27 protein-coding genes are annotated in these 25,825 nt (G+C 70.3%); 10 read left to right on the top strand and 17 right to left on the bottom strand.

What is annotated here, in order from left to right:
- Positions 1 to 43 precede the first annotated feature (43 nt).
- From AB5J62_RS15860 to AB5J62_RS15845, 4 genes are read left to right on the top strand one after another with little or no spacing between them, the layout of a single operon-like run.
- Positions 44 to 1,051 carry a FecCD family ABC transporter permease gene (locus AB5J62_RS15860; RefSeq protein ID WP_370948977.1) on the top strand — a complete coding sequence of 336 codons (1,008 nt, stop codon included), beginning with the start codon at positions 44 to 46 and terminating at the stop codon, positions 1,049 to 1,051.
- Complete coding sequence (locus AB5J62_RS15855; RefSeq protein WP_370948976.1) at positions 1,048 to 2,082, top strand: FecCD family ABC transporter permease; 1,035 nt, start codon at positions 1,048 to 1,050, stop codon at positions 2,080 to 2,082. The genes AB5J62_RS15860 and AB5J62_RS15855 overlap by 4 nt, the downstream gene beginning before the upstream one ends.
- On the top strand, positions 2,082 to 2,924 hold the full coding sequence (locus AB5J62_RS15850) for an ABC transporter ATP-binding protein (RefSeq protein WP_370948975.1): 843 nt from the start codon (positions 2,082 to 2,084) through the stop codon (positions 2,922 to 2,924). Before AB5J62_RS15855 ends, AB5J62_RS15850 begins: the two co-directional genes overlap by 1 nt.
- Positions 2,908 to 3,915, top strand: a complete 1,008-nt coding sequence (locus tag AB5J62_RS15845; RefSeq protein WP_370948974.1) for an ABC transporter substrate-binding protein — start codon at positions 2,908 to 2,910, stop codon at positions 3,913 to 3,915. The genes AB5J62_RS15850 and AB5J62_RS15845 overlap by 17 nt, the downstream gene beginning before the upstream one ends.
- Before the next feature lie 41 nt (positions 3,916 to 3,956).
- Here the strand turns inward: AB5J62_RS15845 and AB5J62_RS15840 are convergent, their stop codons facing one another.
- The 7 genes from AB5J62_RS15840 to AB5J62_RS15810 all read right to left on the bottom strand — a co-directional run bounded on the left by AB5J62_RS15840 (position 3,957) and on the right by AB5J62_RS15810 (position 9,629).
- Positions 3,957 to 4,829 (bottom strand): diacylglycerol kinase family protein, encoded by an 873-nt coding sequence (locus tag AB5J62_RS15840; protein ID WP_370948973.1) that lies wholly within the window; start codon positions 4,827 to 4,829, stop codon positions 3,957 to 3,959.
- Positions 4,830 to 5,804 (bottom strand): twin-arginine translocase subunit TatC, encoded by a 975-nt coding sequence (gene tatC, locus AB5J62_RS15835; RefSeq protein ID WP_370948972.1) that lies wholly within the window; start codon positions 5,802 to 5,804, stop codon positions 4,830 to 4,832.
- A 225-nt stretch (positions 5,805 to 6,029) separates the two neighbouring features.
- Complete coding sequence (tatA, locus tag AB5J62_RS15830) at positions 6,030 to 6,338, bottom strand: Sec-independent protein translocase subunit TatA (protein ID WP_370948971.1); 309 nt, start codon at positions 6,336 to 6,338, stop codon at positions 6,030 to 6,032.
- Positions 6,339 to 6,369: 31 nt separating this feature from the next.
- Positions 6,370 to 6,582: a bacteriophage holin gene (locus AB5J62_RS15825; protein WP_370948970.1), complete on the bottom strand. Its 213-nt coding sequence runs from the start codon at positions 6,580 to 6,582 to the stop codon at positions 6,370 to 6,372.
- Between the two features lie 9 nt (positions 6,583 to 6,591).
- On the bottom strand, positions 6,592 to 7,563 hold the full coding sequence (locus AB5J62_RS15820) for a helix-turn-helix transcriptional regulator (RefSeq protein ID WP_370948969.1): 972 nt from the start codon (positions 7,561 to 7,563) through the stop codon (positions 6,592 to 6,594).
- Complete coding sequence (locus AB5J62_RS15815; RefSeq protein WP_370948968.1) at positions 7,560 to 8,543, bottom strand: helix-turn-helix transcriptional regulator; 984 nt, start codon at positions 8,541 to 8,543, stop codon at positions 7,560 to 7,562. Before AB5J62_RS15815 ends, AB5J62_RS15820 begins: the two co-directional genes overlap by 4 nt.
- A gap of 57 nt (positions 8,544 to 8,600) precedes the next feature.
- Positions 8,601 to 9,629: an oxidoreductase gene (locus AB5J62_RS15810; RefSeq protein ID WP_370948967.1), complete on the bottom strand. Its 1,029-nt coding sequence runs from the start codon at positions 9,627 to 9,629 to the stop codon at positions 8,601 to 8,603.
- A 142-nt stretch (positions 9,630 to 9,771) separates the two neighbouring features.
- Between AB5J62_RS15810 and AB5J62_RS15805 the strand changes: the two genes are divergently transcribed.
- Complete coding sequence (locus AB5J62_RS15805; protein WP_370948966.1) at positions 9,772 to 10,137, top strand: PPOX class F420-dependent oxidoreductase; 366 nt, start codon at positions 9,772 to 9,774, stop codon at positions 10,135 to 10,137.
- On the opposite strand, the gene AB5J62_RS15800 is transcribed toward AB5J62_RS15805, so the two are convergent.
- Both AB5J62_RS15800 and pafA read right to left on the bottom strand, forming a co-directional pair.
- Entirely contained in the window at positions 10,118 to 10,315 is a 198-nt protein-coding gene (locus AB5J62_RS15800; protein WP_370948965.1) for a DUF4241 domain-containing protein, read from the bottom strand. The genes AB5J62_RS15805 and AB5J62_RS15800 overlap by 20 nt on opposite strands.
- 414 nt (positions 10,316 to 10,729) lie before the next feature.
- Positions 10,730 to 12,088: a Pup--protein ligase gene (pafA, locus tag AB5J62_RS15795; protein WP_370948964.1), complete on the bottom strand. Its 1,359-nt coding sequence runs from the start codon at positions 12,086 to 12,088 to the stop codon at positions 10,730 to 10,732.
- 151 nt (positions 12,089 to 12,239) lie between these two features.
- On the opposite strand from pafA, the gene AB5J62_RS15790 reads away from it, so the two are divergent.
- Positions 12,240 to 13,715, top strand: coding sequence for a bifunctional phosphatase PAP2/diacylglycerol kinase family protein (locus tag AB5J62_RS15790; RefSeq protein WP_370950273.1), 1,476 nt, complete (start codon positions 12,240 to 12,242; stop codon positions 13,713 to 13,715).
- 1 nt (position 13,716) lies between these two features.
- Here the strand turns inward: AB5J62_RS15790 and AB5J62_RS15785 are convergent, their stop codons facing one another.
- Positions 13,717 to 14,061, bottom strand: a complete 345-nt coding sequence (locus AB5J62_RS15785) for a VOC family protein (RefSeq protein WP_370948963.1) — start codon at positions 14,059 to 14,061, stop codon at positions 13,717 to 13,719.
- Between the two features lie 117 nt (positions 14,062 to 14,178).
- On the opposite strand from AB5J62_RS15785, the gene AB5J62_RS15780 reads away from it, so the two are divergent.
- The 3 genes from AB5J62_RS15780 to AB5J62_RS15770 all read left to right on the top strand — a co-directional run bounded on the left by AB5J62_RS15780 (position 14,179) and on the right by AB5J62_RS15770 (position 17,144).
- Complete coding sequence (locus AB5J62_RS15780) at positions 14,179 to 14,949, top strand: TetR/AcrR family transcriptional regulator (protein WP_370948962.1); 771 nt, start codon at positions 14,179 to 14,181, stop codon at positions 14,947 to 14,949.
- Between the two features lie 75 nt (positions 14,950 to 15,024).
- Complete coding sequence (locus tag AB5J62_RS15775) at positions 15,025 to 15,948, top strand: alpha/beta hydrolase (protein WP_370948961.1); 924 nt, start codon at positions 15,025 to 15,027, stop codon at positions 15,946 to 15,948.
- Complete coding sequence (locus AB5J62_RS15770; protein WP_370948960.1) at positions 15,945 to 17,144, top strand: alpha/beta hydrolase; 1,200 nt, start codon at positions 15,945 to 15,947, stop codon at positions 17,142 to 17,144. Before AB5J62_RS15775 ends, AB5J62_RS15770 begins: the two co-directional genes overlap by 4 nt.
- Positions 17,145 to 17,287: 143 nt before the next feature.
- On the opposite strand, the gene AB5J62_RS15765 is transcribed toward AB5J62_RS15770, so the two are convergent.
- Entirely contained in the window at positions 17,288 to 18,271 is a 984-nt protein-coding gene (locus tag AB5J62_RS15765; protein WP_370948959.1) for a hypothetical protein, read from the bottom strand.
- A 121-nt stretch (positions 18,272 to 18,392) separates the two neighbouring features.
- On the opposite strand from AB5J62_RS15765, the gene AB5J62_RS15760 reads away from it, so the two are divergent.
- Positions 18,393 to 21,380 carry a BTAD domain-containing putative transcriptional regulator gene (locus AB5J62_RS15760; protein ID WP_370948958.1) on the top strand — a complete coding sequence of 996 codons (2,988 nt, stop codon included), beginning with the start codon at positions 18,393 to 18,395 and terminating at the stop codon, positions 21,378 to 21,380.
- Here AB5J62_RS15760 and AB5J62_RS15755 read toward each other — a convergent pair.
- From AB5J62_RS15755 to dop, 6 genes are all read right to left on the bottom strand, one after another.
- Positions 21,364 to 22,026 carry a sodium:calcium exchanger gene (locus AB5J62_RS15755; RefSeq protein WP_370948957.1) on the bottom strand — a complete coding sequence of 221 codons (663 nt, stop codon included), beginning with the start codon at positions 22,024 to 22,026 and terminating at the stop codon, positions 21,364 to 21,366. The two genes, AB5J62_RS15760 and AB5J62_RS15755, sit on opposite strands and share 17 nt — an antisense overlap.
- A complete protein-coding gene (locus AB5J62_RS15750; protein ID WP_370948956.1) occupies positions 22,023 to 22,199 on the bottom strand; it encodes a hypothetical protein in 177 nt (58 codons plus the stop codon). Before AB5J62_RS15750 ends, AB5J62_RS15755 begins: the two co-directional genes overlap by 4 nt.
- A gap of 152 nt (positions 22,200 to 22,351) precedes the next feature.
- Positions 22,352 to 23,107 (bottom strand): proteasome subunit alpha, encoded by a 756-nt coding sequence (gene prcA, locus AB5J62_RS15745; protein WP_370948955.1) that lies wholly within the window; start codon positions 23,105 to 23,107, stop codon positions 22,352 to 22,354.
- A 37-nt stretch (positions 23,108 to 23,144) separates the two neighbouring features.
- Complete coding sequence (gene prcB / locus AB5J62_RS15740) at positions 23,145 to 23,993, bottom strand: proteasome subunit beta (RefSeq protein ID WP_370948954.1); 849 nt, start codon at positions 23,991 to 23,993, stop codon at positions 23,145 to 23,147.
- A gap of 41 nt (positions 23,994 to 24,034) precedes the next feature.
- A complete protein-coding gene (locus tag AB5J62_RS15735; RefSeq protein WP_091292937.1) occupies positions 24,035 to 24,229 on the bottom strand; it encodes a ubiquitin-like protein Pup in 195 nt (64 codons plus the stop codon).
- Positions 24,230 to 24,302: 73 nt separating this feature from the next.
- The gene (gene dop, locus AB5J62_RS15730) at positions 24,303 to 25,805 is read right to left on the bottom strand and encodes a depupylase/deamidase Dop (RefSeq protein ID WP_370948953.1); all 1,503 of its coding nucleotides are present in this window, start codon (positions 25,803 to 25,805) and stop codon (positions 24,303 to 24,305) included.
- Between the last annotated feature and the right edge of the window lie 20 nt (positions 25,806 to 25,825).

Here is a 25,825-nt window from a genome sequence, read left to right as displayed (position 1 = left end):
AGGGTAGGCATACCTTATTCCCGGTTGGTAAAGGCAGTGACCCGTGCGAGCCAGAGCGACCCCGCTGACGGCATGGCTGCTGGTAGCGGCGGCGGCCGTGGTGTTCGCCGTGTTGCTGAGCATCGCCGTCGGCACCCGTGAGCTGTCGTTCCCGACGGTGCTCGACGCGTTGTTCCACTTCGACGCGGCCAACCCCGATCACCTGGTCGTGCGCGAGCTCCGGCTCCCCCGCACGCTCGCCGGGCTGCTGGCCGGTATCGCGCTCGGGCTGTCCGGCGCGGTCATCCAGGGCGCCACGCGCAACCCGCTCGCCGACCCGGGACTGCTCGGCGTCAACTCGGGCGCGGCGCTGTTCGTGGTGCTCGGCATCGGCACGTTCGGGATCAGCAGCGTCGGCGGCTACGTGTGGTTCGGCTTCGCGGGCGCGGCGGTCGCGGGCGGTGTCGTCTACGGGATCAGCTCGCTCGGCCGCGCCGGCGCGACCCCGGTCAAGCTCGCGCTCGCCGGAGCCGCGGTCTCGGCCGCGCTGGCCTCGGTGACCAGCGCGTTGCTGCTGACCGACACGACCACGTTCGACCAGTACCGGTTCTGGCAGGTCGGCTCGCTGACCGGGCGGGACGCCGCGACGATCGCCGGCGCGGTGCCGTTCATCGTGGCCGGGGTGGTGCTGACGGTCGTCGCCGCGCGGATGCTCAACGCGCTCGCGCTCGGCGAGGACGTCGCGCGGTCGCTCGGCCAGAACATCGTGCTCGCCAGGGCCGTCTGCGCGCTGGCCGTGATCGTCCTGTGCGGAGCGGCGACGGCGATCGCCGGGCCGATCGCGTTCGTCGGGCTGACCGTCCCGCATGTCGCGCGGATGCTCACCGGGCCGGACCATCGCTGGCTGCTGCCGTTCTCGGCGCTGCTCGCGCCGTTGCTGCTGCTCCTGTCGGACGTCGTCGGCCGGGTGGTCGCCCGACCGGCCGAGGTGCAGGTCGGGATCATCACCGCGCTGCTGGGCGCGCCGGTGTTCGTCGCGCTCGTGCGCCGCAAGAAGCCGGTGGCGGTATGAGCACGCTCGCCGAAGCCGTCGGCACGATCAGGGCCGTACGCCGCCGCGGTTTCGTCAGAAGCCGTTCCGTCTCAATGGTTTTGCTACTGGCCGTCGCCGCGATCTTCGCGTTGTCGCTCGCCGTCGGGGATTTCGACATCCCGCTGGGTGACCTGCCGGGCCTCCTGTTCGGCGACGGCGCGGGGCGCGCCGCGCACGTCGTGCTCGAGCTGCGGCTGCCGCGCGCGTTGACCGGGCTGCTGGTCGGGCTCGCGTTCGGCCTTGGCGGCGCGCTTTTCCAGCGCCTGCTGCGAAATCCGCTCGCCAGCCCGGACGTCATCGGCGTGACGCAGGGCGCGAGCGCGGCTGCGGTGACGGGCATCGTGCTGTTCGGCGCTTCGGGTGCGCTCGTCTCGGCCGCCGCGCTGGCGGGCGCGCTGCTCGCCGGTCTCACGATCTATCTGCTCGCGCGGCGGGGCGGGGTGAGCGGATACCGGCTGGTGCTGATCGGCGTCGGCGTCGGCGCGGTGCTGAGCAGTGTCATCTCGTATCTCATGACCTGGGCGGACACGACGCTGGCGCAGCAGGCGCTGGTGTGGCTGACCGGCAATCTCAACGGCCGGAGCTGGACGCACGTCGGGCCGCTGGCCATCGCGCTCGCGGTGCTGGTGCCCGCCGCGCTGCTGTCGAGCCGCTCGCTGACCGGGCTGCAGCTGGGTGATGACACCGCGGCCGGGCTCGGCCTGCGCGTCGAACGGACCCGGTTGCTGTTGCTGCTGATCGCGGTCGCGCTGGCCGCGTTCGCGACCGCGGCGGCCGGGCCGGTGGTGTTCGTCGCGTTCGTCGCCAACCCGATCGCCAGCAGGCTGACCGGCGCGCGCGGCGGTCTCGTGCCCGCGGCGCTGACCGGGGCACTCGTGGTGCTGCTGGCCGATTTCGCGGCCCAGCACCTGCTCGGCCCGCAGCTGCCGGTCGGGGTGGTGACCGGCGCGGTCGGCGCGCCGTACCTGCTGTGGTTGCTCGCGACGGCCAACCGGGCCGGGCGGATCTGATGGGGAAAGCCGTGACACCGACGCTGCACACCGAAGACCTCGAACTCGGCTACGGGCCGCTGCGGGTGGTCAAGGACCTCTCGGTCCGCATCCCCGACGGCAAGGTCACCATGATCGTCGGCACCAACGCCTGCGGGAAGTCGACGCTGCTGCGCGGCCTCGCGCGCCTGCTCACCCCGACGGCGGGCGCGGTGTTCCTCGACGGCAAGGGCATCACGACGTTGCGCAGCAAGGACGTCGCGACCGTGCTCGGCATGCTCCCGCAGTCCCCGACCGCGCCGGAGGGCATCACGGTCGCCGACCTCGTCGGCCGCGGCAGGCACCCGCACCAGGGCATGTTCCGCCGCTGGAGCGACGAGGACGACGCGGCCGTCGCCCGCGCGATGCTCGCCACCGACACGGTCGGGCTCGCGTCGCGCCCGGTCGACGAGCTGTCCGGCGGGCAGCGCCAGCGGGTGTGGATCGCAATGGCGCTCGCGCAGCAGACCCCGTTGCTGCTGCTCGACGAGCCGACCACGTTCCTCGACATCGCGCACCAGGTCGAGGTGCTCGACCTGCTCGCCGAGCTCAACGCGTCGGACGGCCGCACGATCGTGATCGTGTTGCACGACCTCAATCTCGCCGCCCGCTACGGCGACCATCTCATCGCCATGAAGGACGGCCGCATCGCCGCCGAGGGCGCGCCCGCCGACATCCTCACCGCCGAGCTGGTCGAGGAGGTCTTCGGCATGCCGTGCCAGATCATCGCCGACCCGGTCTCGGCGACCCCGATGGTCGTCCCGATCGGCAGGCACCGCGCTTTTGCCGCAGGAAAGGAAACACCCGATGTCATCTCGTCCTAAGTGGACAGTAGCGGTCGCCGCCGTGCTGGTGCTGGCGACCGCGTGCGGCCAGCCGTCGAAGCCGAGTTCGTCCGGCGTCGGCGACACCGAGGTCGCCACCGGCGGCCGCCTCTTCGCCACCGCCGACACCGAGACCGCCAAGCTCGGCTCGGACGCCGGGCCCGGCGTCTTCCCCCGCACGGTCAAGCACTCGCTGGGCGAGACCAAGCTCGAAAAGAAGCCGTCGCGCGTGGTCGTGCTCGACAGCGGTGAGCTCGACGCGGTCCTGTCGCTCGGCCTCACCCCGGTCGGCATGGCGACGACGGCCGGTCAGACCGGCGTCCCGTCGTATCTGGCCGACCGCGTCAAGACGGTGCAGACCGTCGGCGAGATCAACAACCTCAACCTCGAGGCGATCACCAAGCTCGCACCGGACCTCATCCTGGGCAGCAAACTCCGCGCCAACGACCTGTACCCGCAGCTGTCGGCGATCGCGCCGACGGTGTTCAGCATCCGCCCCGGCTTCCCGTGGAAGGAGAACACGCTGCTCGTCGCGGACGCGCTCGGCCTGGAGACGCAGGCCGTCACGGTCCTCAACGACTACCAAAAGCGGGTCAACGAGGTGAAGGAGGGCATCAAGGGCACGCCCAAGATCTCGCTGCTGCGGTTCCTCTCGGGCAACATCCGGCTCTACGGCAACCTGTCCTTCATCGGCGTCATCCTGAAGGACATCGGCCTCGCCCGGCCCGCCAACCAGGACATCAACGAGCTGGCCGCGCAGATCTCCAAGGAGCGCATCGACCAGGCCGACGCCGACTGGATCTTCTACTCCAGCTACGGCGCGGGCCCCAGCCCCGACGAAAAGGCGGTCACCTCCAGCGGCCTCTGGACCGCGCTCGGCGCCGTCAAAGCGAACCACGCGATCCCCGTCAACGACGAGGTCTGGTTCCTCGGCCTCGGCCCCGTCGGCGCGATGAAGGTACTGGACGACCTCAAGAAGCACCTCGGCTGAGCCCTAGGGGGTCGTGAGTGATGCGGCCGGTTCTAACCGGCCTAAACGCTCACGACGGTCAGGGCGCCGGGTACGCAGCGGATGTCGGTGGGGACCTGGCCGAGGGGTTCGCCGTCGGCGTAGACCGGCCAGGTGTTGCCGTCGAGGTGCACCGACTCGGCCTTCAGGGTGCGCACGGCCGGGTGTTCGATGTGCTTGCCCGTGCGCAGGCTCGGCAGCATGCGCAGCAGCTGGCGGCGGGGCAGCTTCCCGACCACCGTGACGTCGAATGTCCCGCTGTCGGGACGCGCCTGCGGGCAGATCGGCACGCCGCCGCCGTAGAACGGCGTGTTCCCGACCGCGACCAGTGTCGCGTCGAGCTGCAACGTCTCGTGCTCGGTCCGGATCAGCACCGGCCGCGCCCGGAACGACGCCAGCTCTGCCACGATCGCCACGTCGTACCGCCGGGGCCCGGACGGCCAGCGCAGGTTGTTGGCGCGCTCGTTGACCAGTGCGTCGAACCCCGAGCAGAGCACCGTCGCGAACCACGTGTCCCCGACGCGGCCGAGGTCGATACGACGCCGCGCCGTCAGATCAAGCGCGTCAACGGCGGCCAGTGGATCGCTTGGCACGCCCAGGGCTCGCGCGAAGTCGTTGCCGGTGCCTGACGGGACCAGGCCCAGCGCCACGTCCGTGCCCGCGCAGAACTGGACGCCCTGGTGTGCCGCGCCGTCGCCGCCGAGCACCACCAGCACGTCCAGGCCCTCGGCGGCCGAACTCGTCATGAGTGCACGAGATTCGGCAACGGAGTGGGCGACCAGGACGTCGAGCCGGTCGACGCGGGCGCGCAGCCTGGCCGCGACCGTGTCCATGATCCTGGCGGCCGCGCCGTGCCCCGACGCGGGATGAACGGCCAGTGCCGCGTGGACGCCCAACTAGGTGATGTCGTCGGTGCTGGGCTTGACCTTGGGCTTGTCGGCCGCGGTGTCCGGCTCGTCGATCGTGCTCGGCGTGTACTCGAACGGCGCCGCCTCGTCGTCGGCGAGCTGGTCCCAGCCCTCGGCGTCGCGGACCTTGTCGAGCTTGCGGTCGTGGAAGCGCGCGATCTGGATCGACAGCTCGAACAGCACCGTCAGGGCGCCTGCCAGGCCGATCATCGAGAACGGGTCCGAACCGGGCGTCGCGAACGCGGCGAAGAGGAACAGCACGAAGATGATGCCGCGGCGCCACTTCTTGAGCTGCTGGTACTTGACCACGCCGACGCGGTTGAGCATCACCACGAACAGCGGGAGTTCGAAGCTGACGCCGAAGATGACCAGCAGCGACAGGATGAACGAGATGTACTTGTCACCGGTCAGCGCGGTGACGAACTGGTCGCCACCGAAGTTCATCAGCAGCTGCAGAGCGTGCGGGATGAGGATGTACGCCAGCACCGCGCCCGCCGCGAACAGGATCGACGCGAACGCCACGAAGGTCAGCGCGTGCTTGCGCTCCTTCGAATACAGGCCCGGCGCGATGAACGCCCAGATCTGGTACAGCCAGATCGGCGACAGCAGCACCGCGCCGGCGGCCACACCGACCTTCAGCTGGATCATGAAGGCCTCGAAGGGCACCGTCTGCAGCAGCTTGCAGTCGTTCGGGCCGGTCGAGCCGAGCCTGCGATGCCAGTCGATGCCGCAGTACGGGCCGTTCATGAGATCGCCCAGCGAAACCCCGAACACCTTCGTCTGGAACCAGATGAAGCCGAGGATGCCGCCCGCCACGATCGCGAGCAGCGCGTAGCCGAGACGGCGCCGGAACTCGTAGATGTGCTCGATGAGCGTCATCGTGCCGTCGGGGTTCAGCCGTCGGCTGCGCCTGCGTCGCTTGGTGAAGCGGCCGTCGGCCTTCTCGGAGGCGGCATCCGCCACTGGACGATCCGTTCTCGTCAGAGCCGGCCGGGAAACGTCCCGACCGGCTGTAGGTCGTGTTTCTCGGATCTGGTGCGTGAGAGTCGTGATCCAGGTTGTTCCTGGCGGTGCCGCGGCATCGCCCTCGTACCGGATGTACTCGGGCGATGCCGCGGTGCCGCCAGGGACGACCTGGGCGCGGCTATCGCGTGCCCGATCCGAGAAACACGACCTGAACCAACTACGTCAGCTGGCGTTCTTCTGCTCGGCCTGCTGCTTCTTCAGCTCGTCGAGCTGCTTCTGCAGCGCGGCGACCTGGTCGTCGGCCGAGGTGGCCGGCTTCGCGACCGGCGGGATCTGCTTGGTGTCGGCGGCGACGACGTCGTCATCGTCGTCCTTCGCCTTGTCACCCTGCATGTCCTTGGTCTCGGCCTTGAAGATCTTCATCGACTTGCCGATGGACCGGGCGGCATCCGGAAGCCTCTTGGCGCCGAACAGCAGCACGACGACAAGAACCAAGATGATCAAGTGCCACGGCTGCAATCCGTTCAGCATGGTGGCCTCCTATCTGCGTCTGGATGCGATGTTACTGGTTTTCAGGCTTGCGTCGACGGTCTTCGATCGCCACGCGCAAGGCAGCGGACCGGGCGCGGATCATCCCCGCCCGATCTTGAGTGCTCGCCGACACCATGCTCGCGGTCCTGCTGAACCGGCGCAAGGTACGAATCGTGCGAAACGTGATGATCCCGAACACGAGCAGCCCGGCCACGAGCAGCGCGAGGCTTGGGGCGTACGACACGTCGTCAGCCTACTGGTTCGAAGCGGACGCAAGGTGACGTGCCCGTGCCAGCGCGTCGACGGCGCGCTGACGCACCGCGGCGGCCAGTTCGGCCGGCTGTTCGACCACCGCGTCGCCGCCGAGACCGAGCACGAGGCGCACCATCCACGACTCGTCGCCGTAGCGCATCTGGACCCGCAGCCGCCCGCCTTCGAGCTCGTCGAGCTCGTCGCACGGGTAATACTCGGCCACCCAGCGCGCGTCGGGCGCGAGCACGAGCACGGCCTCCGGCTGCTGCGGGAGCGTCGAGTAGACACCGCCGGAGATGTCGGTCGGCCTGGCGTCGGGCGGCGGCTGGGCGGGCTCGTCCAGGACGGTGACGTGCTCGACGCGGTCGAGCCGGAACAGCCGGACGCCCTCGGCGCGGCGGCACCAGGCTTCGAGGTAGGCGACGGCGTCGACGATCAGCATGCGCATCGGGTCGACCGTGCGCTCGCTGATCTCGTCGCGCGAGGCCGAGTAGTACCGCATCCGCAGCGCTTTGCCGGCGTGCAGCCCCTGCTGGACGATCTCGCGGGCGCGCGCGGTCCGCTTGCCCTCGCGCACTCCCCCGCCGACGACCACGCCCGCCGGTTGCGCGCGCCCGGCCGCGGCCTCGATCTTGGCGATCGCGCGGCGCACGGCGTCGGTGTCGAGCACGCCCGGCGTCTCCGCGAGCGCGCGCAGCGCGACGAGCAGCGCCGTCGCCTCGCCGCCGGTGAGGCGCAGCGGGCGGTTCATCCCGGCGTCGTGGGTGACGGTGATCGTCTCGCCCTCGAAGGACAGGTCGATCAGGTCACCGGGCCCGTAGCCGGGCAGGCCGCACATCCACAGCAGCTCCAGGTCCTTGCGGAGCTGCTTGGGCGTGATGTCGAAGTCCTGCGACGCCTCTTCGAAGCTGATCCCGGGGCGGGCCAGCAGGTACGGGACGAGCGCGAGCAGGCGCGGCATCCGGTCGTTCATCGGGCACCTCCTCCCGCGACGGCCTCGAGCCGCTCGCGGACGGCCTTCGCGAGCACGTCCGGTTCCAGTACGAGCGCGTCCGGGCCCTGCGCGGCGATCCAATCGGCCGCGCTCTCCGGGAAGTACAGGTTGATCTCGATGACGTCGCCCTCGTCGCCGCCCGCGCTGTCACGGCCGACCACGCGGCCGCGGCGGCGGACGTTGGCCGCCCTGCCGTCGGCGACCCACACGCGCGCGGTCGCGACCGGCGACTGGTCGTCCGAGCCGCCGCTGGAGCCTGCGACGAACTGCAGCAGGTTGACGTCGGCGGGGCGCCGGACCACGCCGGGCTTGCCGACGGTCTTGACCTTGCCGTTGAGCCTGGACAGCCGGAAGCAGCGCGGGGCGTCCCGGTCACGGTCGTGCCCGACGACGTACCAGCGCGAGCGCCACGACACGACGCCCCACGGCTCGATGGTCCGCATGAGCCATTCGGGCGAGCCGGAGCGCCGGTACTCGAACTGCACGGCCTGCCCGTTCTGCACGGCCGCGAGCAGCGGGCCGAACGCGGATTCGGTGCGCACCTTGGGTTCCACCACGGTCGGCGCCTGGTCGTCGATCTCGACACCGGCCGCGCGCAGCTTCACGAGCGCGCCCTGCGCCTGCCCGGTGAGCTCCGGCGAGTCCCACAGCCGCACGGCCAGCCCGACGGCCGTCGCCTCGTCAGGGCTCAGCTCGATCTCGCCGAGCTCGTAGTCGCGGCGCGCGATCCGGTAGCCCTCGACCTGCTCGTAGACGAAGTTCCGGCCGTACTCCAACGGAATCCCGAGCTCGCGCAGCTCGGTCTTGTCCCGCTCGAAGGTGCGGTAGAACGCCTCGTCGGTGGGCGCGTCGGAGTAGCCGGGCACGATCTCGCGGATCCGGTCGGCGCTGAGATACTGCCGGGTGGACAGCAGGGCGAGCACCAGGTTGACCAGGCGTTCGGCGCGGGCGGTGGACACCCGACCACCCTAGCCCGCCCGCGTCGGCCCGATCGTGAGGTACTGGCTTTTCCGGGCCTAGCGGTCCAGAACGCCGATCCTGCCCTTCGCCCCGGACGCCCAGCACGCGCCATGCGCGCAGCTGACGGAGTCGAAGCTGCCCGTGTCGAACGACCGCCAATGACGCCCGCCGTCCGGGCTGTAGTCGCTGCCGGTCGGCCCGACGGCGAGCACGGTGTTCCCGCGCCAGGCCAGCCCTGACCGGTATCCGGCCGGTGACTGCGGCGGCGTGCGCCAGCTCCGGCCGCCGTCTGAGCTCACCGCGGTCGCGCCCGAGGTGGCCGGGACCTTGTAGTCGCCGCCGATCGCGACACCGTGTCCCGGATCGCGGAACACGACGGAAAAGACACCCGCCGCCTCGCCGCTCGGGATCGGCGTCTCCTCGGCGCGCCAGTGCCGCCCGCCGTCACCGGAGCGCAGCACCCTGGCCTTGGCGCCACCGCCGGTCGCGATCCACGCGTCCCGCCCGGCCGTGGTCAGGCACTGGCCGCTGGCGGCGAAGGCGAACTCGCCGGGCAGCGCGTCGGGCATCCCGTCGGCCGGGTTGACCGACCAGGTCCGTCCACCGTCCTCAGTGGACAGAACACGGAACTTCCCGTCCACGGGGTCGCTCAGCGCCAGTCCACGCCGGTTGTCGAAGAACGAAACGCAGTCGTAGAATGCTTTCTCGTCCGGATTCTGGAAGCTCAGCCGCCAGTTCTCGCCGCCGTCCTCGGTCCGGTAGATCCGCGAGTCGCCACCGGGGCCGATCGAGAGGATGACGGCGCGGTCGGCGTCGAACGCCTCGATGTCCCGGAACTCCAGCGCCTCGGTGCCCGGCGGGCCGACCTGCCGCCACGTCCGGCCCGCGTCGGTGGTGCGCAGGACGGTCCCCTTGCTCCCGCTGGCCCACACGACCCGCTTGGACACGACGTCGAGCCCGCGTAGCTGCGCGTCGACCCCGGACGGCGTGTCACGCCAGGCCGGCGCGTGGTCTTCGGCGGCGCCGGCGGCCGCGCCGGGCAGCAGGAGCGGGATGAGCGCGGTCAAGAGCAGGAGCTTTCGCATCCCCGCATCCTTGCGGACCCACCCGCCCCGCGACACCACCCGAACGTCTGATTGGGGTCGTGAGTGCTTTCGCCGGTTCTAACCGGCCGTACCACTCACGAGCCTTGACCTCCAGGTAAGTCGAGATTTTAGGGTCGCGCGTATGGCACTCAGCGAAATCGAGCTCGGCTACCTCGCCACCCAGCGCCTCGGGCGGCTCGCGACCGCGCGGCCCGACGGGACGCTGCAGAACAACCCGGTCAGCTTCGGGTACAACCAGGACACCGGCACGATCGACATCGGCGGCTACAACATGGCCGCCAGCCGCAAGTACCGCAACCTCGCGGACAACGCCCACATCGCGTTCGTGGTCGACGACATCGCGTCGGTCAGCCCGTGGCGGGTGCGGATGGTCGAGATCCGCGGGCGCGGCGAGGCGATCGAGACGCCGGAAGACTCGGCCGCGCCCATCGGCGGGCCGATCATCCGGATCCACCCCGAACGCGTGATCAGCTTTGGTCTGGATTGATGACCTGGAAGTCCGTGACGAACTGGGCGACCGCGCCGTCCGCGGTGCGGCCGACCCAGGTGCCGTATGAGCCGTCGCCCCAGCCGGAGTGGAAGGCGCCTGACGGAGTTGCTTTTGGGACACCTGACGGCCCAAAACCAACTCCGTCGGCCCAGGCTCGCCGACTCCGCGACCACACCACCTCGGAGCTACCGCTCAACAACCAGCGACAACACTCACGACCTACTCGTCGGATGCCTCGTGCGTGTCAGGGCCGTGGTGCGGCGTGGGTGAGGGCCTACTTCGCTCGGATCCGTGGGGTGAGGGCCTAGTTCGACCGTATATACGGGTGAGGGAGGCCCCCACACACTCACCCCGGATGAGGGAGGCCCTCACCCGAGCCGACCGTGGACGAAGGCTCCCTCATACCTGGGCCACTCACCTCGCCCTCGAACAAATCCTCAGTCACCGGACAAGCGAGTTGACCGTGCGGGTTTTGAGTCGTTCAACGACGCATTTCCCACACAGTCACCCCGGCCACGGCGGCCGAGCAAACCAGGCACGCCACCTTTGACCTTCCGCTCAACAACCGCCCGCAACGCTCACGACCCCTTTACAGCGAGCCGATCAGGCGTTCGACGCGCTCGTCGACCGAGCGGAACGGGTCCTTGCACAGCACGGTGCGCTGGGCCTGGTCGTTCAGCTTGAGGTGCACCCAGTCGACCGTGAAGTCGCGACCGGCGGCCTGCGCGGCCGCGATGAAGTCGCCGCGCAGCTTGGCGCGGGTCGTCTGCGGCGGGGTGTCCTTGGCGAGCTCGATCTCGCCGTCGTCGGTGATCCGGCGGACCAGGCCCTTGCGCTGCAGCAGGTCGAACACGCCCCGGCCGCGGCGGATGTCGTGGTACGCCAGGTCGAGCTGGGCGATACGGGGGCTCGACAGGTCGAGGTCGTGCTTGGCCCGGTAGCGCTCGACGAGGCGGTGCTTGATCGCCCAGTCGATCTCGGTGTCGATCTTGCTGAAGTCCTGCTGCTCGACCGCGTCGAGCGCGCGGCCCCAGAGCTCGATCACCTTGTCGGCGGTCGCGCCGGAGCCGTTGTCCTTCACGTGCTGGACGGCGCGGGCGTAGTACTCGCGCTGGATGTCCAGGGCCGACGCCTCGCGCCCGCCTGCGAGGCGGACCTGGCGGCGGCCGGTGAGGTCGTGGCTGATCTCGCGGATGGCCCTGATCGGGTTGTCCAGGGTGAAGTCGCGGAACTGGACACCCTGCTCGATCATCTCGAGCACCAGGTTCGCCGAACCCACCTTGAGCAGGGTCGTCGGCTCGGCCATGTTCGAGTCGCCGACGATGACGTGGAGCCTGCGGTAGCGCTCGGCGTCGGCGTGCGGCTCGTCGCGGGTGTTGATGATCGGCCGGGAGCGGGTGGTCGCGCTCGACACGCCCTCCCAGATGTGCTCGGCGCGCTGCGAGAGGCAGTACACCGCGCCGCGCGGGGTCTGCAGCACCTTGCCGGCGCCGCAGATCAGCTGCCGCGTGACCAGGAACGGGAGCAGCACGTCGGCGATCCGGGAAAACTCGCCCGCCCGGCCGACGAGGTAGTTCTCGTGGCAGCCGTAGGAGTTGCCCGCGGAGTCGGTGTTGTTCTTGAACAGGAAGATGTCGCCGCCGATGCCCTCGTCGGCGAGCCTGCGCTCGGCGTCGACGAGCAGGTCCTCGAGGATCCGCTCGCCGGCCTTGTCGTGCGTGACGAGCTGGGTCAGGTCGTCGCACTCGGCCGTCGCGTACTCGGGGTGACTGCCGACGTCGAGGTAGAGCCGGGAGCCGTTCGAAAGGAAGACGTTGGAAGACCGCCCCCAGGACACCACTCGCCGGAACAGGTACCTCGCCACCTCGTCTGGCGAGAGCCTGCGCTGCCCGTGAAAGGTGCACGTGACCCCGAACTCGGTCTCGATGCCAAAGATCCGCCGCTGCATTCCACAAGAGTAGGCGCAACACCCCCTCCTCCGGTGCGCCGTTCGGGCGGCGACACGCGGTGGGATACGTTGCTCTTGGTGAAACCGCGCCCGCTTTGGGCGATCCTCCGCGCGTCGGCTTCAGGAGTTGAGGACCGTGTTCGAGCAGCTCATGCGCCCTTTCCGCAAGGTGGGGCGCACCGACAAGCGGCTGATGAGGGCCAGTGCGGCCATCCCCGCGACACGCGCGGACGACGTCCTTACGAAGCTGTCTCAATCGGCCAACAAAGCGCGCCTGTGGTGGGTCATCGCGATCCTGCTCGCCGTGAAGAAGGGCCCGACGCGCCGCGGCGCGCTGCGCGGGGTGGCCGCGATCGCGGGCGCGAGCCTCACCGCGAACCTCATCGGCAAGCCCATTTTCCCTCGTCGGCGCCCCGCGGCCGAGCTGGTGCCGGAGCACCGCAGGCTGGTCGACCGGCCGACCTCGTCGTCGTTCCCGTCCGGGCACTCGGCCTCGGCGGCCGCGTTCGTGACGGCGGTGGCGATGGAGTCGCCGAAGGCGGGATTGGCCGTCGCGCCGGTCGCGGCCGCGGTGGCGTACTCGCGGGTGCACACCGGGGTGCACTGGCCCAGTGACGTCGGCGCAGGCGTCGCGATCGGCCTCGGCGTCGCCGCTATCACCCGGCACTGGTGGCCGCTGCACGAGGACATCCCGGCCAGGACCGCGCACAGCGCCGACGCGCCGCTCATGGTCGACGGCGAGGACATGCTCGCGCTGGTCAACCCGCACTCCGGCGTCGACGGCCAGGACCCGACCGAGGACGTCCGCTACGCCTGGCCCAAGGCCACGCTGATCTACCCCGACCCCAAGCTCGACGTGCGTGAGCAGCTCGAGCAGGAGATCCACATGCGCGGCAACGCCGTCCGCGCGCTCGGCGTCGCGGGCGGTGACGGCACCGTGGCCGCGGTCGCGGCCGTCGCCGCCGACTTCAACCTGCCGCTCGCGCTCATCCCGGCGGGCACGCTGAACCACTTCGCGCGCGACGTCGGCGTCAAGGACATGCCCGACGCCGACGCCGCGACCGAGGCGGGCTCGGCGGTCGGCATCGACCTCGGCGAGGTCGAGATCGAGGGCGCAGGCGAGACCGAGCAGCGCTGGTTCGTCAACACGGCCAGCATCGGCGGCTACCCGGAGATGGTGCGGCTGCGCGAAAAGCTCCAGAAGCGCTTCCCGAAGTGGCCGTCGGCCGCGATCGCCATGGTCCGCGCGCTCCGCCACGCGAAGCCACTCGAGGTCGAGCTCAACGGCAAGCACGCCGAGGTGTGGCTGCTCTTCGTCGGCAACGGCGTCTACGCGCCCAAGGGCCTGGCGCCGTCGAGGAGGCCCGCGCTCGACACGGGCCTGCTCGACGTCCGGTACCTGCGCGCGGACCTGCCGTACTCACGGCTGCGGTTCGTGCTCGCGATGCTGACGAACTCGCTGTCCGCGAGCCACGTCTACGTCGAGCGCGACCTGCCCGAGCTGGAGGTCAACCTGCTGAACGGCAACCGCCGCGTCGCCACCGACGGCGAGGTCGGCCCGCTCGGCAACGTCTTCCGCTTCAAGTCCCGCTCCAGCGCGCTGACGATCTACCGCAACCACGCGTAACTCACGAGGCCCACTCGACGAGCTGGATGAGCACGCCGTTGGGGTCGGTGACCTGGAAGAGCTTCTCGCCCCAAGGCTCTTCGCGCAGCGCCATCGTGATGGTGATGCCCTCGTCGCGAAGCCTGCGCTCCTCGTCTTCGATGCCGGAGACGACGAGCGCGACGATGAGCCCGGACGCGTGCTGGTCGCGGAAGCCTTCCTGGAGCACCTCGATCCCCCGCTTCAGGAAGATCACGTCCATCGCCGCGTCGTCCCGCGTCAGCGAGGCGAACCCGTCCGCGGCCATCTGCTCACGGAAGCCGAAGTGCCGGGTCAGGAACGCGCTGGACGCCGGCACGTCGTCCACGTTCAGGGAAATGGCCGAAGCTGTGACCTGCAAGTAAGTCCCTCTCAAGAGCGAACCTAAAACTTCGTACGATGTACAGAGTACCTAGTACGAGGTTTCTGCGCAAGGATGGAGCCCATGCCGATCGACCGCAGCAGTGCAGGCGACCCCGCACGCACCCTCGAACTGCTCTGGCGCGAGCCTGGCCATCGGCCCGCCGCGCGCGGGCCCAAGCAGGGCAAGACCGTCGACGAGGTGGTCGAGGCCGCCATCGAGCTGGCCGACAAGACCGGCATCGAGGCCGTCACCATGCGCCGGGTCGCCGAGGCGGTCGGCGTCGCGCCGATGTCGCTCTACACCTACGTCCCCGGCAAGGCCGAGCTGCTCGACCTGATGCTCGACCTCGTCTACCGGCGGATGCCGCGCGCGGCGCACGACGGGAAGTCATGGCGGGAGCGGGTGCGCGCGGTCGCCGGGGAGAACCGCGCGCTGTTCGAGCGGCACCCCTGGGTGGCGAATGTCTCAACGATCCGCCCGCCGCTCGGTCCGGGCCTGATGGCGAAGTACGACCACGAGCTCCAGGCCTTCGACGGGACGCCGCTCGACGAGGTCGAGACCGACGCCGCGCTGACCTACCTGCTCTCGTTCGTGCACTCCGCCTCGCGCGCCGCGGTCGAGCAGAAGAGTTCCCAGCTCGACGGCCTGCTGAGCGACGCGGACTGGTGGGCGGCCAACGAACCCTTGCTCACCAGGGTTTTCGACCCCGAAGCCCATCCGACGGCCGCGCGGATCGGGTCGGTGGCCGGCGAGGCGCACCAGTCTTCCTACAACGCCGAGCATGCCTACGCGTTCGGACTCGACCGGGTGATCGACGGGCTCGGCGCGCTCATCGACGGGCGCGCTCACTGAATACTCATAAGCACCGAATAGAGTGATCGGAAGGGGCTGGCACTAACGCAGCTGACGCAGGGGTGGAGTTTCTCGATGCGGGTGAAGACCAAGGTGCGGTTCGCCGTACCGGCCGCCGTGCTTCTGGCAGCCGGATGCGCGACGGCGCAGAGCAGCGCGCCCGCGGTGACGGTGCCGTTGACCGGCTCACAACAGGCCTCGCTGACCGCGGGCGCCGTGTCGACCGTGCGCATACCCGCGATCAGCTCCGCGTTCCGCGCGCGTGACGCGAAGGTCTACCTCCCGCCGGGGTACGGCGACGGGTCGGCGAAGCCTCCGGTGCTGGTGCTGCTTTCCGGTGTGCCGGGCGATGTCGCCGACTGGTTCGACGAGGGCGAAGTGGTCCAGGCGCTCGACGAGTACGCCACCGAGCACGGCGGGCGGCTGCCCGTGATCATCGCGCCGGACGACACCGGCGTGAACGACGAAGACCTGCTCTGCATGGACAGTCCGCTCGGCAACGTCGACGCCTACCTCAGCCAGGACGTGCCCGCGTGGGTCAACGCGCATCTGCGGGTCGACGGCAACACCCGCACCTGGGCGGTCGCCGGTGTGTCCTACGGCGGCACGTGCGCGTTCGAACTCGCCGTGCGGCACCCGAAGCTGTACCCGACGTTCCTCGACTTCTCCGGCGAGGACCGGCCGATGCGCGAGACCAGGGAAGCCGCGATCGACGAGGTCTTCAACGGCGACGAAGCCGCCTACGACCGCCAGGATCCGTTGAAGATCCTGGAAACCAAGAAACTTCCCGAGTCGGCGGGCGTCTTCGCCGCCGGCGATGACGACGAGCCGTTCACCAGCCAGATGCCGAACGCGGTCGACGCCGCGGAGAAGGCGGGCATGCAGGTGAAGTCGATGGTCGTGCCCGGCGGGCACGACTGGGACACCTGGAGCACCGCGTTCCGTGATTCGCTGCCGTTCCTCACCGAGCGGATGGGGCTGGAGGCAGGCCACCCGTGATCGCCGACCCGGTGCTGCCCAACGAGATCACCGACCGCGCCCGCCAGCTCGGGCCGCTCGAGTCGCCGCTGATCTGGCTGACGGCGGCGGCGTGGACGGTCGCCGCGGTGACGGTCGCGGTCTGCCTGTGGCGCAACCGCCGGGTCCGCCGGTGGAGCCTGGCGAGCGCGGGCGCGTTCTTCCTGGTCGCCGCGATCACCGCGGTCAACACCTACGTCGGCTACGTCCGCACCCCCGACGATCTCGGCAAGCTGCTCCAGAAGGGCGGCGGCGTCCTCAACGCGGCTGGCCGGTTCCTCGACGACGGCAAGAACGACCCCGAGGCGCCGACCCCGGTGCCCGGCGCGACCGTCAGCCCGCCCGGCGCCCCGCCGAAGAAGGGCGAGGCGCGCACGGAGACGGTCACGCTCGCCGATCCGCCCAACAAGGTCCCGGCGGGGCAGAACCTCGTGCTGCTGCCGCCCGGTTACTTCGACCCCGAGAACGCCGGACGGCGCTACCCGGTCGTCTACCTGGTGCACGGCTACCCGTTCGGCGGGCCCCGCGACTGGCTCACCTCCGGCGACGCCCCCGGCAGCCTGGACTCGCTCGGCAAGGCGAAGCTGATCTCGCCGATGATCGTGGTCAGCGTCGACATGACCGCCGGTCAGCCCAGCCAGGACTGGGAAGGCCTGAACATCCCCGGCGGCCCGCAGCTGGAGAACTACTTGGCGAACACGGTCGTCCCGGCGATCGACCAGCGCTACCGCACAGTCAACGACCGCACCGGGCGCGCGCTCGGCGGCATGTCCGGCGGCGGCTTCGCGGCGCTGAACATCGGCCTGCACCACGTCCAGCAGTTCGGCACGCTGATCATCGCGCTGCCGTATGACGACCTGAACAACTCGATCAGCGTGCTCGGCGGCGACCAGGCGGCGATCCGCGCGGACACGCCCCGTCAGTACCTGCCGACCATGGACTTCCCCGCCCCGGTGGCCGTGATGCTCGCGGTCGGGTCGGGCGCGCCGACGGACGTCTCGACGGCCAAGCGCATCGCGGACGCACTGCACGCCCGCGGCCAGGAGGCCGTGGTCCACGTCGAGCGCGGCTTCAACCACACCTGGCACACGGCCCGCGCGACGCTGCCCTACCTGCTCGTCTTCGCGGACCAGCACTTCCACTCCCCCGGCTCGGCCGCGGGCCCCTCGACGCCCTGAAACCCGGGATAAAGCGGGCTTTACTCCCGGGGATAAAGCCCGCTTTATCCCCGGGAGTAAAGCGGGCTTTATCCCGGGCATGCCGTGAGGGCCCTCGCCCGCCGCGCCCCACGGGGTGACGAAGGCCCTCACGTCCCCTCCTCTTACTTGACGGTCAGGCGGTACTCGACGCCGCCAACGTCGACTCCCTGCCCGTCCGTCTGGTTCACCCGCACCACGAACTGCCCGGCGGCCGCCGCGCCCGCGGTGAAGACGATCTTGGCCGGGACCCGCTCGCGGCTCTTGAGCACCAGCCCGTCGATGCGGGCGAACTTGCCGTCCACGATTTCGACCGTCGTGTCACCGGCCGGGCGCACACCGACGCCGCGCTGACCGGCCTGCTTCCACCGCGCCGCCAGGTCGGGACCGAGGTCGACGACGAGCTTTCCCGGGCCCACGAAGGGTTTCCCGTCCGCCTTCAGCACGAGGTTCGTCTTGAAGTCGCCTTCACGCCAGGGGTTGCCGATCATGAACGGCTCCGGCTGCGGTTGCAGCCTGGGCAGCACGACGGTGTTCACGTTGTGCCAGCCGATGTTGTTGTTATTGCGCGTGTTGGTCAGCGTGTTCGGGCCCTCCGGCGTGGTCATCGTGTCGACCGACTCCCACCTGGCCAGCAGGCAGTAGTGGCCGGGGCCGGGCACGCCGTTCCACGGCAGCACCAGCTCGTAGCCGCCGGGCGGCACGGTCACGCCGAACGCGTCGGTGATCTTGGTCCAGTCGTCGAGCGGGTCGGCGTCACCACCCCAGTTCGCCGCGCCGCCCATGGCCGTGTAGTACAGCCGCAGCGTGCCGGTGACGTCGGTTTCCGCGCCCGCCTGCCGGTTGAGTTTGACGTGGACCCAGTTCAGCGCGCCGACGACCGGGTTGGTGTCGACCGTGCAGCCCGGGTTGGCTGGCGGGCAGACCCAGATGTCCGGGCTGTACCAGACGTCGCCGACGCTGGGCTCCGCGCCCGCGGTGTCGCCGGTGTTGTCCCTGATGAACACGTCACGGTACGAGGGCGTCGCCGACGCCGGGACCGCGCCCAGCAGCATCGCCGCGAGCGTGGCCGCCAGCACAGCTGACCGTCGCCGCTGAAGTCGTCGCATGATCGGTACCCCTTCGCCGTGGTTCGGTTGCCGATCAAGCCTCACCTCGGCGGGTTGTGAACCGGTTGTCGTCCGGTTGGCCGTTTTCGCACCACCCGCGCGTGGATACGCTCGCTCCACCATGGGAAGCGAGCTGCGCGTACTCGGCCCGGTCGAAGCACTCGGCCCCGCCGGGCCCTGCGTGCTGCACGGCACCCGCCAGCGCGCGGTGCTCGGCGTGCTCGCGCTGCACGCCGGCAGCGTCGTGCCCAGCAGCAGGCTGGTCGACATGCTCTGGGGCGAGGACCCGCCGCGCACGGCCGTCAAGACGCTGCACAGTCACGTCGCGCGGATCCGCCAGGCGCTCGACGCCTGCGGGTTCGGCCAGGTGCTGCACACCCGCAACCCCGGCTACCTGCTCGCGGCCGACCCGGACACGGTCGACGCGCTGCTGTTCGAACGCCGCGTCCTCGCGGCCAAAAAGGACCCGAGCCTCGAAAGCACCGCTTCGGCGCTGCGCTCGGCGATGACGCTCTGGCGCGGCGACGCCTTCGCCGACACCGCGCTCGCCGGCTGGGGCCGCCGCGAGATCGACCGGCTGCACGAACTTCGGCTGTCCGCGATCGAGGATCTCTGGGACGCCGAACTCCGCCTGGGAAACCACGAGGACGCCGCCCGCGAGCTCGCCCGGCTGCAAGCCGAATATCCGGCTCGCGAACGCCTCGCGGCCGCGCACATGCTCGCCCTGTACCGCTGCGGCCGCTACACCGACGCGCTGGAAGCGTTCGGGATCGTCCGGCAGCGGCTCGCCGAAGAGCTGGGCGTCGACCCCGGCCCGGAACTCCTCGCGCTGCACACCGCGATCCTGCGCCGCGATCCCGACCTCGAACCCGGCCAGCCGAGCGCCGGCGTGCCCGCCCAGATCCCGGCCAGGGTCGGCCATTTCACCGGCCGCGACGCCGAACTGGCCGGTCTGGACCACCTGCTCGACGAACCCGAGCGCCCGATCGTCGTCGTCTCCGGCGCGGCGGGCATGGGCAAGACCGCGCTCGCCGTCCAATGGGCACACCGGATTGCCGGCCGGTTTCCCGGCGGCAGGCTGTTCCTCGACTTGCGAGGCCACGATCCGCGCCGCGCGATGTCGGCGGCGGACGCGCTCGCGCATCTGCTGCGCAGCCTCGACCTGCCCGACGAGCGCATCCCCGGCGACCTCACCGAGCGCGCCGGGCTCTACCGCTCGCTGCTGCACGACCGCCGCTGCGCCATCGTGATCGACAACGCTCGCGACGTCGACCAGGTGCTGCCGCTGATCCCCGGCACCGACCAGGCGCTGCTGGTGATCACCAGCAGGCAGGCGCTCGCCGCGCTCGGCAGCAGGCACGCGGTGCACCCGATCGCGCTGGATTCGTTCTCCCACGCCGAATCCGTGGCACTGCTGACCAGGGTGCTCGGCGCCGGACGGGTCGCGCGCGAGCCGGGGCCGACGGCGCGGCTCGCGCATCTGTGCGGCGGCATGCCGCTGGCGCTGCGCATCGCCGCGGCCAGGCTCGCGGGTGATCCACGCCGCTCGATCGCCGAACTCGCCGCCGAGCTGGCAGGCGCGGGCAGACTCGACAACCTCGCGGTGGAAGGCGACTCGCGCACGGTGCGGACCGTGCTCGCCAGCGCGTACCAGCCGCTGAGCCCTGACCAGATGACGTTGTTCCGCCGGGTCGGGCTCACCCCTGGCGCGACGTTCAGCACCTCGCTCGGCGCGGCGCTCTGCGCGATGCCGGTCGCCGTCGCGCGCTCGGCGGCCGCCGAGCTCAGCACCGCGCACCTGCTGACCCCGGCGGGCACCGACCGGTTCCGCTTCCACGACCTGATCCGCGAATTCGCCCGCCAGTGCGCCGTCACCGACGAGTCACCGGACGCGCTCGCGGAAGCGGGCGACCGGCTCGTCGACTGGTATCTCTCCGTCGCCGCCGCGGCCAACCGGGTCATCGACCCCAACCGCGACCTCGTCGACCCCGCGCCCGAGCATCCGGTGACCGAGCCGCCGTTCGAGGCGGACCGGCACGCCGCGCTGGCGTTCCTCGACGCCGAGCGCGACAACCTCCTGCCCGTGGTCCGCTACGCGCGCGAGCGCGGGCGGCTCGCCGCGACCTGGCAGCTCACCTACCTGCTGACCAGCTTCTACGACACCACCGGCCATTGGCAGGAGCGCGTCGAGCTGTGCCGTGAGGGCGCCGCCGCGGCCACCGAACTCGGCGACCCGCTCGCCGAAAGCGAGATGCTGCGCGCGCTCGGCGTGTCCTACTTCATGACCAGGCGGCTCACCGATGCCTTGGCCACCAACGCTTTGGCGCTGCGCACCGTCCAGGCGGCCGGTGACCTCGACGGCGAGGGCCACGTCTACAACAACACCGCCAACGCCTACGCCGAGCTGCGCCGGTTCGACGAGGCGATCGTCGCGCACAAGCTCGCCGTCGACCGCTGCGCCACCGCCGGGAACCACCTCGGCCGCGCGCTGTCCCAGCGCAACCTCGGCCACACCTACATCCAGATGGGCCGCGCCGGCGAAAGCCTGGCCCCGCTCACCGACGCGCTGGCCACGTTTCGCAAGCTGGGCAACGCCAGGCTCGAAGCGGCCACTTTGGACACACTCGGCGAGGCCTACCTCGAACTCGGCGACCACGCGGCAGCGCTCGCCCATCTCGGCGAGGCGCTGGCAGGCAGCCGCTCGATCGGCGACCGCTGGCAGGAATGGGAATCACTGCTCCACACCGGACTCGTCCACTTAGGACTTGAGGACTTCGCTGCCGCGCTCGCCGACTTCGAGCAGGCGCTGCTGATCAGCCGTGACGTCGGCGACCGGCACGGCGAGGCCTCCGCGCTCGGTCACCTCGGCAGGGCCCAGCTGGGCGTGGGCGCGCTGGACCCGGCGAAGGTGAACCTCGAACTCGCGCTGACCGTGCGCACGGTCGTGCCGGACCCCTACGAAGAGGCCCGGCTGCACCGCGATCTGGCCGAGCTGGCGGACATTCAGGACAGAACGGCCGCCGCGGCCACCCACCGGGCGAGGGCCCGCGAACTGTTCCGGCAGGTGAACGCGACGGCCGAAGCCGAAGCCGTCAGCGCCACGGCTTGACGGTCACCACCGTCCGGTTCATCGCGAGCTTCCCGCCCTGCGGTGAGAAGAACTCGATCTCGAACTTGACCTCGCGGTCGACCGGCAGCAGCTGCACTTTCGCCTTCGCCAGTGGCTGGCCCGCGGTCAGCGTGAGCACCGCGTCCCGCACCGGCACATAGCCGATCGACCCGGTGGACCCGCCCTGCTCGACCGTGCGGTAGTGGACGGTCATCGTCTGCCCGGCGTTCGCGGCCGCCGCCGCGGCGAAACCGAACCCGTACACCGGCACCTCGCAGTACCGCCAGCAGATCTTGCCGTCCGGCGCGACGACCACCGCGTCCGGCGGCGGCTTCGCGTCGTCGTCGTTGATCGCGTTCGGCACCCGGTCCTCGGCGACGACCAGCCCCGCGGGTTCGAGCAGCTCGAGCCAGAACGCCTCGTTCTGCTCGGGCAGGAAGTCCTGGTTCACGGCGATGTCGACGTACTTGGTCTCCAGCGAGTCCTTCCAGGACAACGTCCCGGTCAGCGGCATCTCCGGGTCTGCCGCGTAGTCACTGCCCCGGTCCGCGCTGAGCTCGGGATAGACGCCGTGCGCCCGGCCGTCGACCACGCGGTACCGGACCGTGCCGTTCGCCGTGCACCCCGCGGGCGCGGTGACCGTCACCGGGATCCGGTACCGGCGTGGCGCCGGCCCGAGCCCTCCGGCTGAGCCTGCCACTGCGCGCTCACCGTCGCGGCCGGACACGCCTCCGGGGCCGCCTGGCCCACCGAAGCCGAGGCGAACCCGCCCGCCGCCATGAGCAGCACGCCCAGCAGTGCGCGCACCTTCGCTCTCATCGACACCCCCGTGCGTGATGCGGCGGCGCACTCCGCGCCCCGCTGACTCCTGAGTAACGCACCCCGGTTGTCATTCGGTTGTGAGCACGATCGAAGACGCGATAAAGCCCGCTAAACCCCCGGGGGTTTAGCGGGCTTTATCGCGGTCTGGCTCAGTCCTTGGGCTTGTCGTCGTCCTTGGCGTCCTTGGCTTCCTCGTCCTTCGGAGCCTCGGGCACGGCCGGGAGCAGCGCTTCGAGCGCCGCGCCGGTGAGCCTGCGGAACGACCGGCGCGGGCGGTCACGGTCGAGCACCGCGACCTCCAGCTTGATCGGGTCCGCCTCGGTCTTGCCGTTGGTGGTGGTCGAGCGCAGCGCCGCCACCGCGATGGCGACCGCCGGGCCCAGCTCCAGCTCGGCCTCGTACGACTCCTTGAGCTTCGTGGAGATCGCGTCGGCCTGACCGCCCATCACCACGAACTGCGGCTCGTCGAAGATCGAGCCGTCGTAGGTCAGCCGGTAGAGCTGGTCCTCCGCGGACGAGGTGCCGACCTCGGCCACGCAGATCTCCACCTCGAACGGCTTCAGCTGCTCGGTGAAGATGCTGCCCAGCGTCGCGGCGTACGCGTTCGCCAGCGCACGCGCGCTGACGTCACGCCGGTCGTACTGGTAGCCCTTGAGGTCCGCGTGCCGGATGCCGGCCACGCGGAGGTTCTCGAACTCGCTGTACCGGCCGACGGCCGCGAATCCGATGTGGTCGTAGATCTCGGACACCTTGTGCAGCGTCGCCGAGGTGTTCTCGGCGACGAACAGGATCCCGCCGCGGTATTTCAGCGCGACAACACTGCGGCCCTTCGCGATTCCCTTGCGAGCGAGCTCGGACCGCTCCCGCATCAACTGCTCGGGAGAGGCGTACAGCGGCATCGTCACGGTCGTTGCTCCGTTCTAGAGATCAAAGAGGGCAGGGTCAGCGTCCGCGTGCGGCTTCGGCGCGGCCGTTCACCACGGCCTCGGCCACCGCGGCGGCCTGCTCCTTCGGCAGCGCGACCGCACCGTGCTCGGCGGTGATGGTGACCACCGTCGGGTAGATGCGCCGCACCAGGTCCGGCCCGCCGGTCGCCGAGTCGTCGTCGGCCGCGTCGTACAACGCCTCGACCGCCACCCTGGTGGCGGCTTCGACGTCCGCGTCGGGGTCGAACAGCTTCTTCAGCGACGACTTCGCGAACAGCGAACCCGAACCGATCGCGTGGTACCCGGCGTGCTCCTCGTACCGGCCACCGGTCACGTCGTACGACACGATCCGGCCAGCCCGCTTGGGGTCCTCGGCCTCGGTGTCGTACCCGGCGAACAGCGGCAGCACCGCGAGCCCGGCCATCGCGATCTCGAGATTGCCCTTGACCATCGTGGCGAGCTTGTTCGTCTTGCCGTCGAGCGAGAGCGAGACGCCCTCGATCTTCTCGTAGTGCGCCAGCTCGACCGCGTACAGCCGCACCATCTCCAGCGCGAGCCCGGCGGTGCCCGCGATACCGACCGCGGAGTACTCGTCGGTGACGTACACCTTGTCCATGTCGCGCGTGGCGATCAGGTTGCCCGAGGTCGCCCTGCGGTCACCGGCGATCAGCACGCCACCGGCGAAGGTGACCGCGACGATCGTGGTGCCGTGCGGGGCTTCCGGCGCCTGCATGCCCGGCGCCAGCTTGGCGCTGGGCAGCAGCTCGGGCGCCTGCGCGCGCAAGAAGTCGGAGAACGACGAGGTCGCCGACGAAAAGTAGGAAGCGGGCAGCGCGGAACCCTGGTTACCAGCGGTGTTTCCCATACGTGCTCTCAGGTCCAATCTGTGAAGCGGGCGGAGGAGGCTTACTGACCACCCTTTTGCACGTACGCGCGCACGAAGTCCTCGGCGTTCTCCTCCAGCACGTCGTCGATCTCGTCCAAGATCGTGTCCACGTCTTCGCCGAGCTTCTCGCGGCGTTCCTGGCCGGCCGAACCGTCGGCGCCGAGCTCCTCGTCGGAGTCGCCGCCGCCATGCTTTTCGATCTTTTCCTGAGCCATTTCGCCTCCAGGTGTAGCCGTCGTTTCCTAGCCTACCCAGCAGTCATGACATTTTCGCCACAGCCGAGCCGTGTCAGTCAGACCCCGTCAAAGCCTCGACGAGCTCTTCAGCGGTCGCGGCGTCGTCCAGCAGCTTCCCGACGTGCGCTTTCGTGCCCCGCAGCGGCTCCAAGGTCGGGATCCGCACCAGCGACTCACGCCCGACATCGAAGATGACCGAATCCCAGGACGCGGCCGCGATCGAGGTCGCGTACTTCTCCAGCGCGCGGCCGCGGAAGTAGGCGCGGGTGTCCGACGGCGGGGTGGTGATCGCCGCCTGCACCTCTTCTTCGGTGACCAGCCGCTTCATCGACCCACGCGTGACCAGGCGGTTGTAGAGGCCCTTGGCGAGGCGCACGTCGGAGTACTGCAGGTCGACCAGGCGCAGCCGCGGCGCGCCCCAGGCGAGCTGGTCACGGGCCCGGTAGCCCTCCAGCAGCCGCAGCTTCGCGGGCCAGTCGAGCCGGTCCGCGCACTCCTGCGGGTCACGGGCGAGCGCGTCGAGGATCTCGCCCCACACGCGCAGCACCTCCTTGGACGCCTCGTCGGCGCCGGTCCGCTCCAGGTTCGCCGAAGCGATCTCGTGATAGGCGAACTGCAGGTCCAGCCCGGTGTACTTGCGCCCGTTGGCCAGCGCGACCTTCACCTTGAGCGTCGGGTCGTGGCTGATCTGGTGCACCGCGCGCACCGGCTCGTCCAGCTTCAGCTCGTCGAACCGGATGCCGGACTCGATCATGTCCAGCACCAGCGCGGTCGTGCCGACCTTGAGGTACGTCGAATACTCGGACAGGTTCGCGTCGCCGATGATGACGTGCAGCCTGCGGTACTTGTCCGCGTCCGCGTGCGGCTCGTCGCGGGTATTGATGATCCCGCGCTTGAGCGTCGTCTCCAGGCCGACCTCGACCTCGATGTAGTCCGAACGCTGCGAGAGCTGGAAGCCCGCTTCCTCGCTCTGCGGCCCGACGCCGACGCGGCCGGAGCCGGTGACGACCTGGCGCGACACGAAGAACGGCGTCAGCCCGGCGATCACGGCCGTGAACGGTGTCGAGCGCGCCATCAGGTAGTTCTCGTGCGTGCCGTAGCTCGCGCCCTTGCCGTCGACGTTGTTCTTGTACAGCTGCAGCTGGGGCTGGCCCGGCACGGTGGCCGCCTTCATCGCGGCCAGCTCCATCACCCGCTCGCCCGCCTTGTCCCAGATCACCGCGTCACGCGCGTTGGTGACCTCGGGCGCCGAGTACTCGGGGTGCGCGTGGTCGACGTAGAGTCGCGCGCCGTTGGTGAGGATGACGTTCGCCGCGCCCAGGTCCTCGACGTCGGGGTCGTGCCCCGGCCCGCCGGGGCCCGCCAGGTCGAAGCCACGCGCGTCGCGCAGGGGCGACTCCACCTCGTAGTCCCACCGTGCGCGCCTCGCCCGCGGTATGTCCGCCGCGGCCGCGTAGGCCAGCACGACTTGGGTCGAGGTCAACACCGGGTTCGCCGTCGCGTCGCCCGGCACGGAGATGCCGTACTCGACTTCGGTTCCCATGATCCGCCGCATGCACACACCCTACGGGTTGA

This window comes from Amycolatopsis sp. cg5, assembly GCF_041346955.1.
Taxonomy (GTDB): Bacteria; Actinomycetota; Actinomycetes; order Mycobacteriales; family Pseudonocardiaceae; genus Amycolatopsis.
The sequence above is the reverse complement of the archived record's forward strand: the minus strand, read 5'-3'. Positions and strand labels throughout refer to the sequence as shown.

Excerpts from the sequence above, each read along its gene's own strand:
- AB5J62_RS15775 (WP_370948961.1), top strand. The coding sequence starts at position 15,025 with ATGCGGGTGAAGACCAAGGTGCGGTTCGCCGTACCGGCCGCCGTGCTT.
- AB5J62_RS15850 (WP_370948975.1), top strand. The coding sequence starts at position 2,082 with ATGGGGAAAGCCGTGACACCGACGCTGCACACCGAAGACCTCGAACTC.
- AB5J62_RS15855 (WP_370948976.1), top strand. The coding sequence starts at position 1,048 with ATGAGCACGCTCGCCGAAGCCGTCGGCACGATCAGGGCCGTACGCCGC.
- AB5J62_RS15735 (WP_091292937.1), bottom strand. The coding sequence starts at position 24,229 with ATGGCTCAGGAAAAGATCGAAAAGCATGGCGGCGGCGACTCCGACGAG.
- prcB (WP_370948954.1), bottom strand. The coding sequence starts at position 23,993 with ATGGGAAACACCGCTGGTAACCAGGGTTCCGCGCTGCCCGCTTCCTAC.
- AB5J62_RS15810 (WP_370948967.1), bottom strand. The coding sequence starts at position 9,629 with ATGCGAAAGCTCCTGCTCTTGACCGCGCTCATCCCGCTCCTGCTGCCC.
- tatA (WP_370948971.1), bottom strand. The coding sequence starts at position 6,338 with ATGCTGAACGGATTGCAGCCGTGGCACTTGATCATCTTGGTTCTTGTC.
- AB5J62_RS15760 (WP_370948958.1), top strand. The coding sequence starts at position 18,393 with ATGGGAAGCGAGCTGCGCGTACTCGGCCCGGTCGAAGCACTCGGCCCC.
- AB5J62_RS15845 (WP_370948974.1), top strand. The coding sequence starts at position 2,908 with ATGTCATCTCGTCCTAAGTGGACAGTAGCGGTCGCCGCCGTGCTGGTG.
- AB5J62_RS15765 (WP_370948959.1), bottom strand. The coding sequence starts at position 18,271 with ATGCGACGACTTCAGCGGCGACGGTCAGCTGTGCTGGCGGCCACGCTC.
- AB5J62_RS15820 (WP_370948969.1), bottom strand. The coding sequence starts at position 7,563 with ATGAACGACCGGATGCCGCGCCTGCTCGCGCTCGTCCCGTACCTGCTG.
- AB5J62_RS15780 (WP_370948962.1), top strand. The coding sequence starts at position 14,179 with ATGCCGATCGACCGCAGCAGTGCAGGCGACCCCGCACGCACCCTCGAA.
- pafA (WP_370948964.1), bottom strand. The coding sequence starts at position 12,088 with ATGCAGCGGCGGATCTTTGGCATCGAGACCGAGTTCGGGGTCACGTGC.
- AB5J62_RS15750 (WP_370948956.1), bottom strand. The coding sequence starts at position 22,199 with ATGAGAGCGAAGGTGCGCGCACTGCTGGGCGTGCTGCTCATGGCGGCG.
- AB5J62_RS15790 (WP_370950273.1), top strand. The coding sequence starts at position 12,240 with ATGCGCCCTTTCCGCAAGGTGGGGCGCACCGACAAGCGGCTGATGAGG.
- AB5J62_RS15805 (WP_370948966.1), top strand. The coding sequence starts at position 9,772 with ATGGCACTCAGCGAAATCGAGCTCGGCTACCTCGCCACCCAGCGCCTC.
- dop (WP_370948953.1), bottom strand. The coding sequence starts at position 25,805 with ATGCGGCGGATCATGGGAACCGAAGTCGAGTACGGCATCTCCGTGCCG.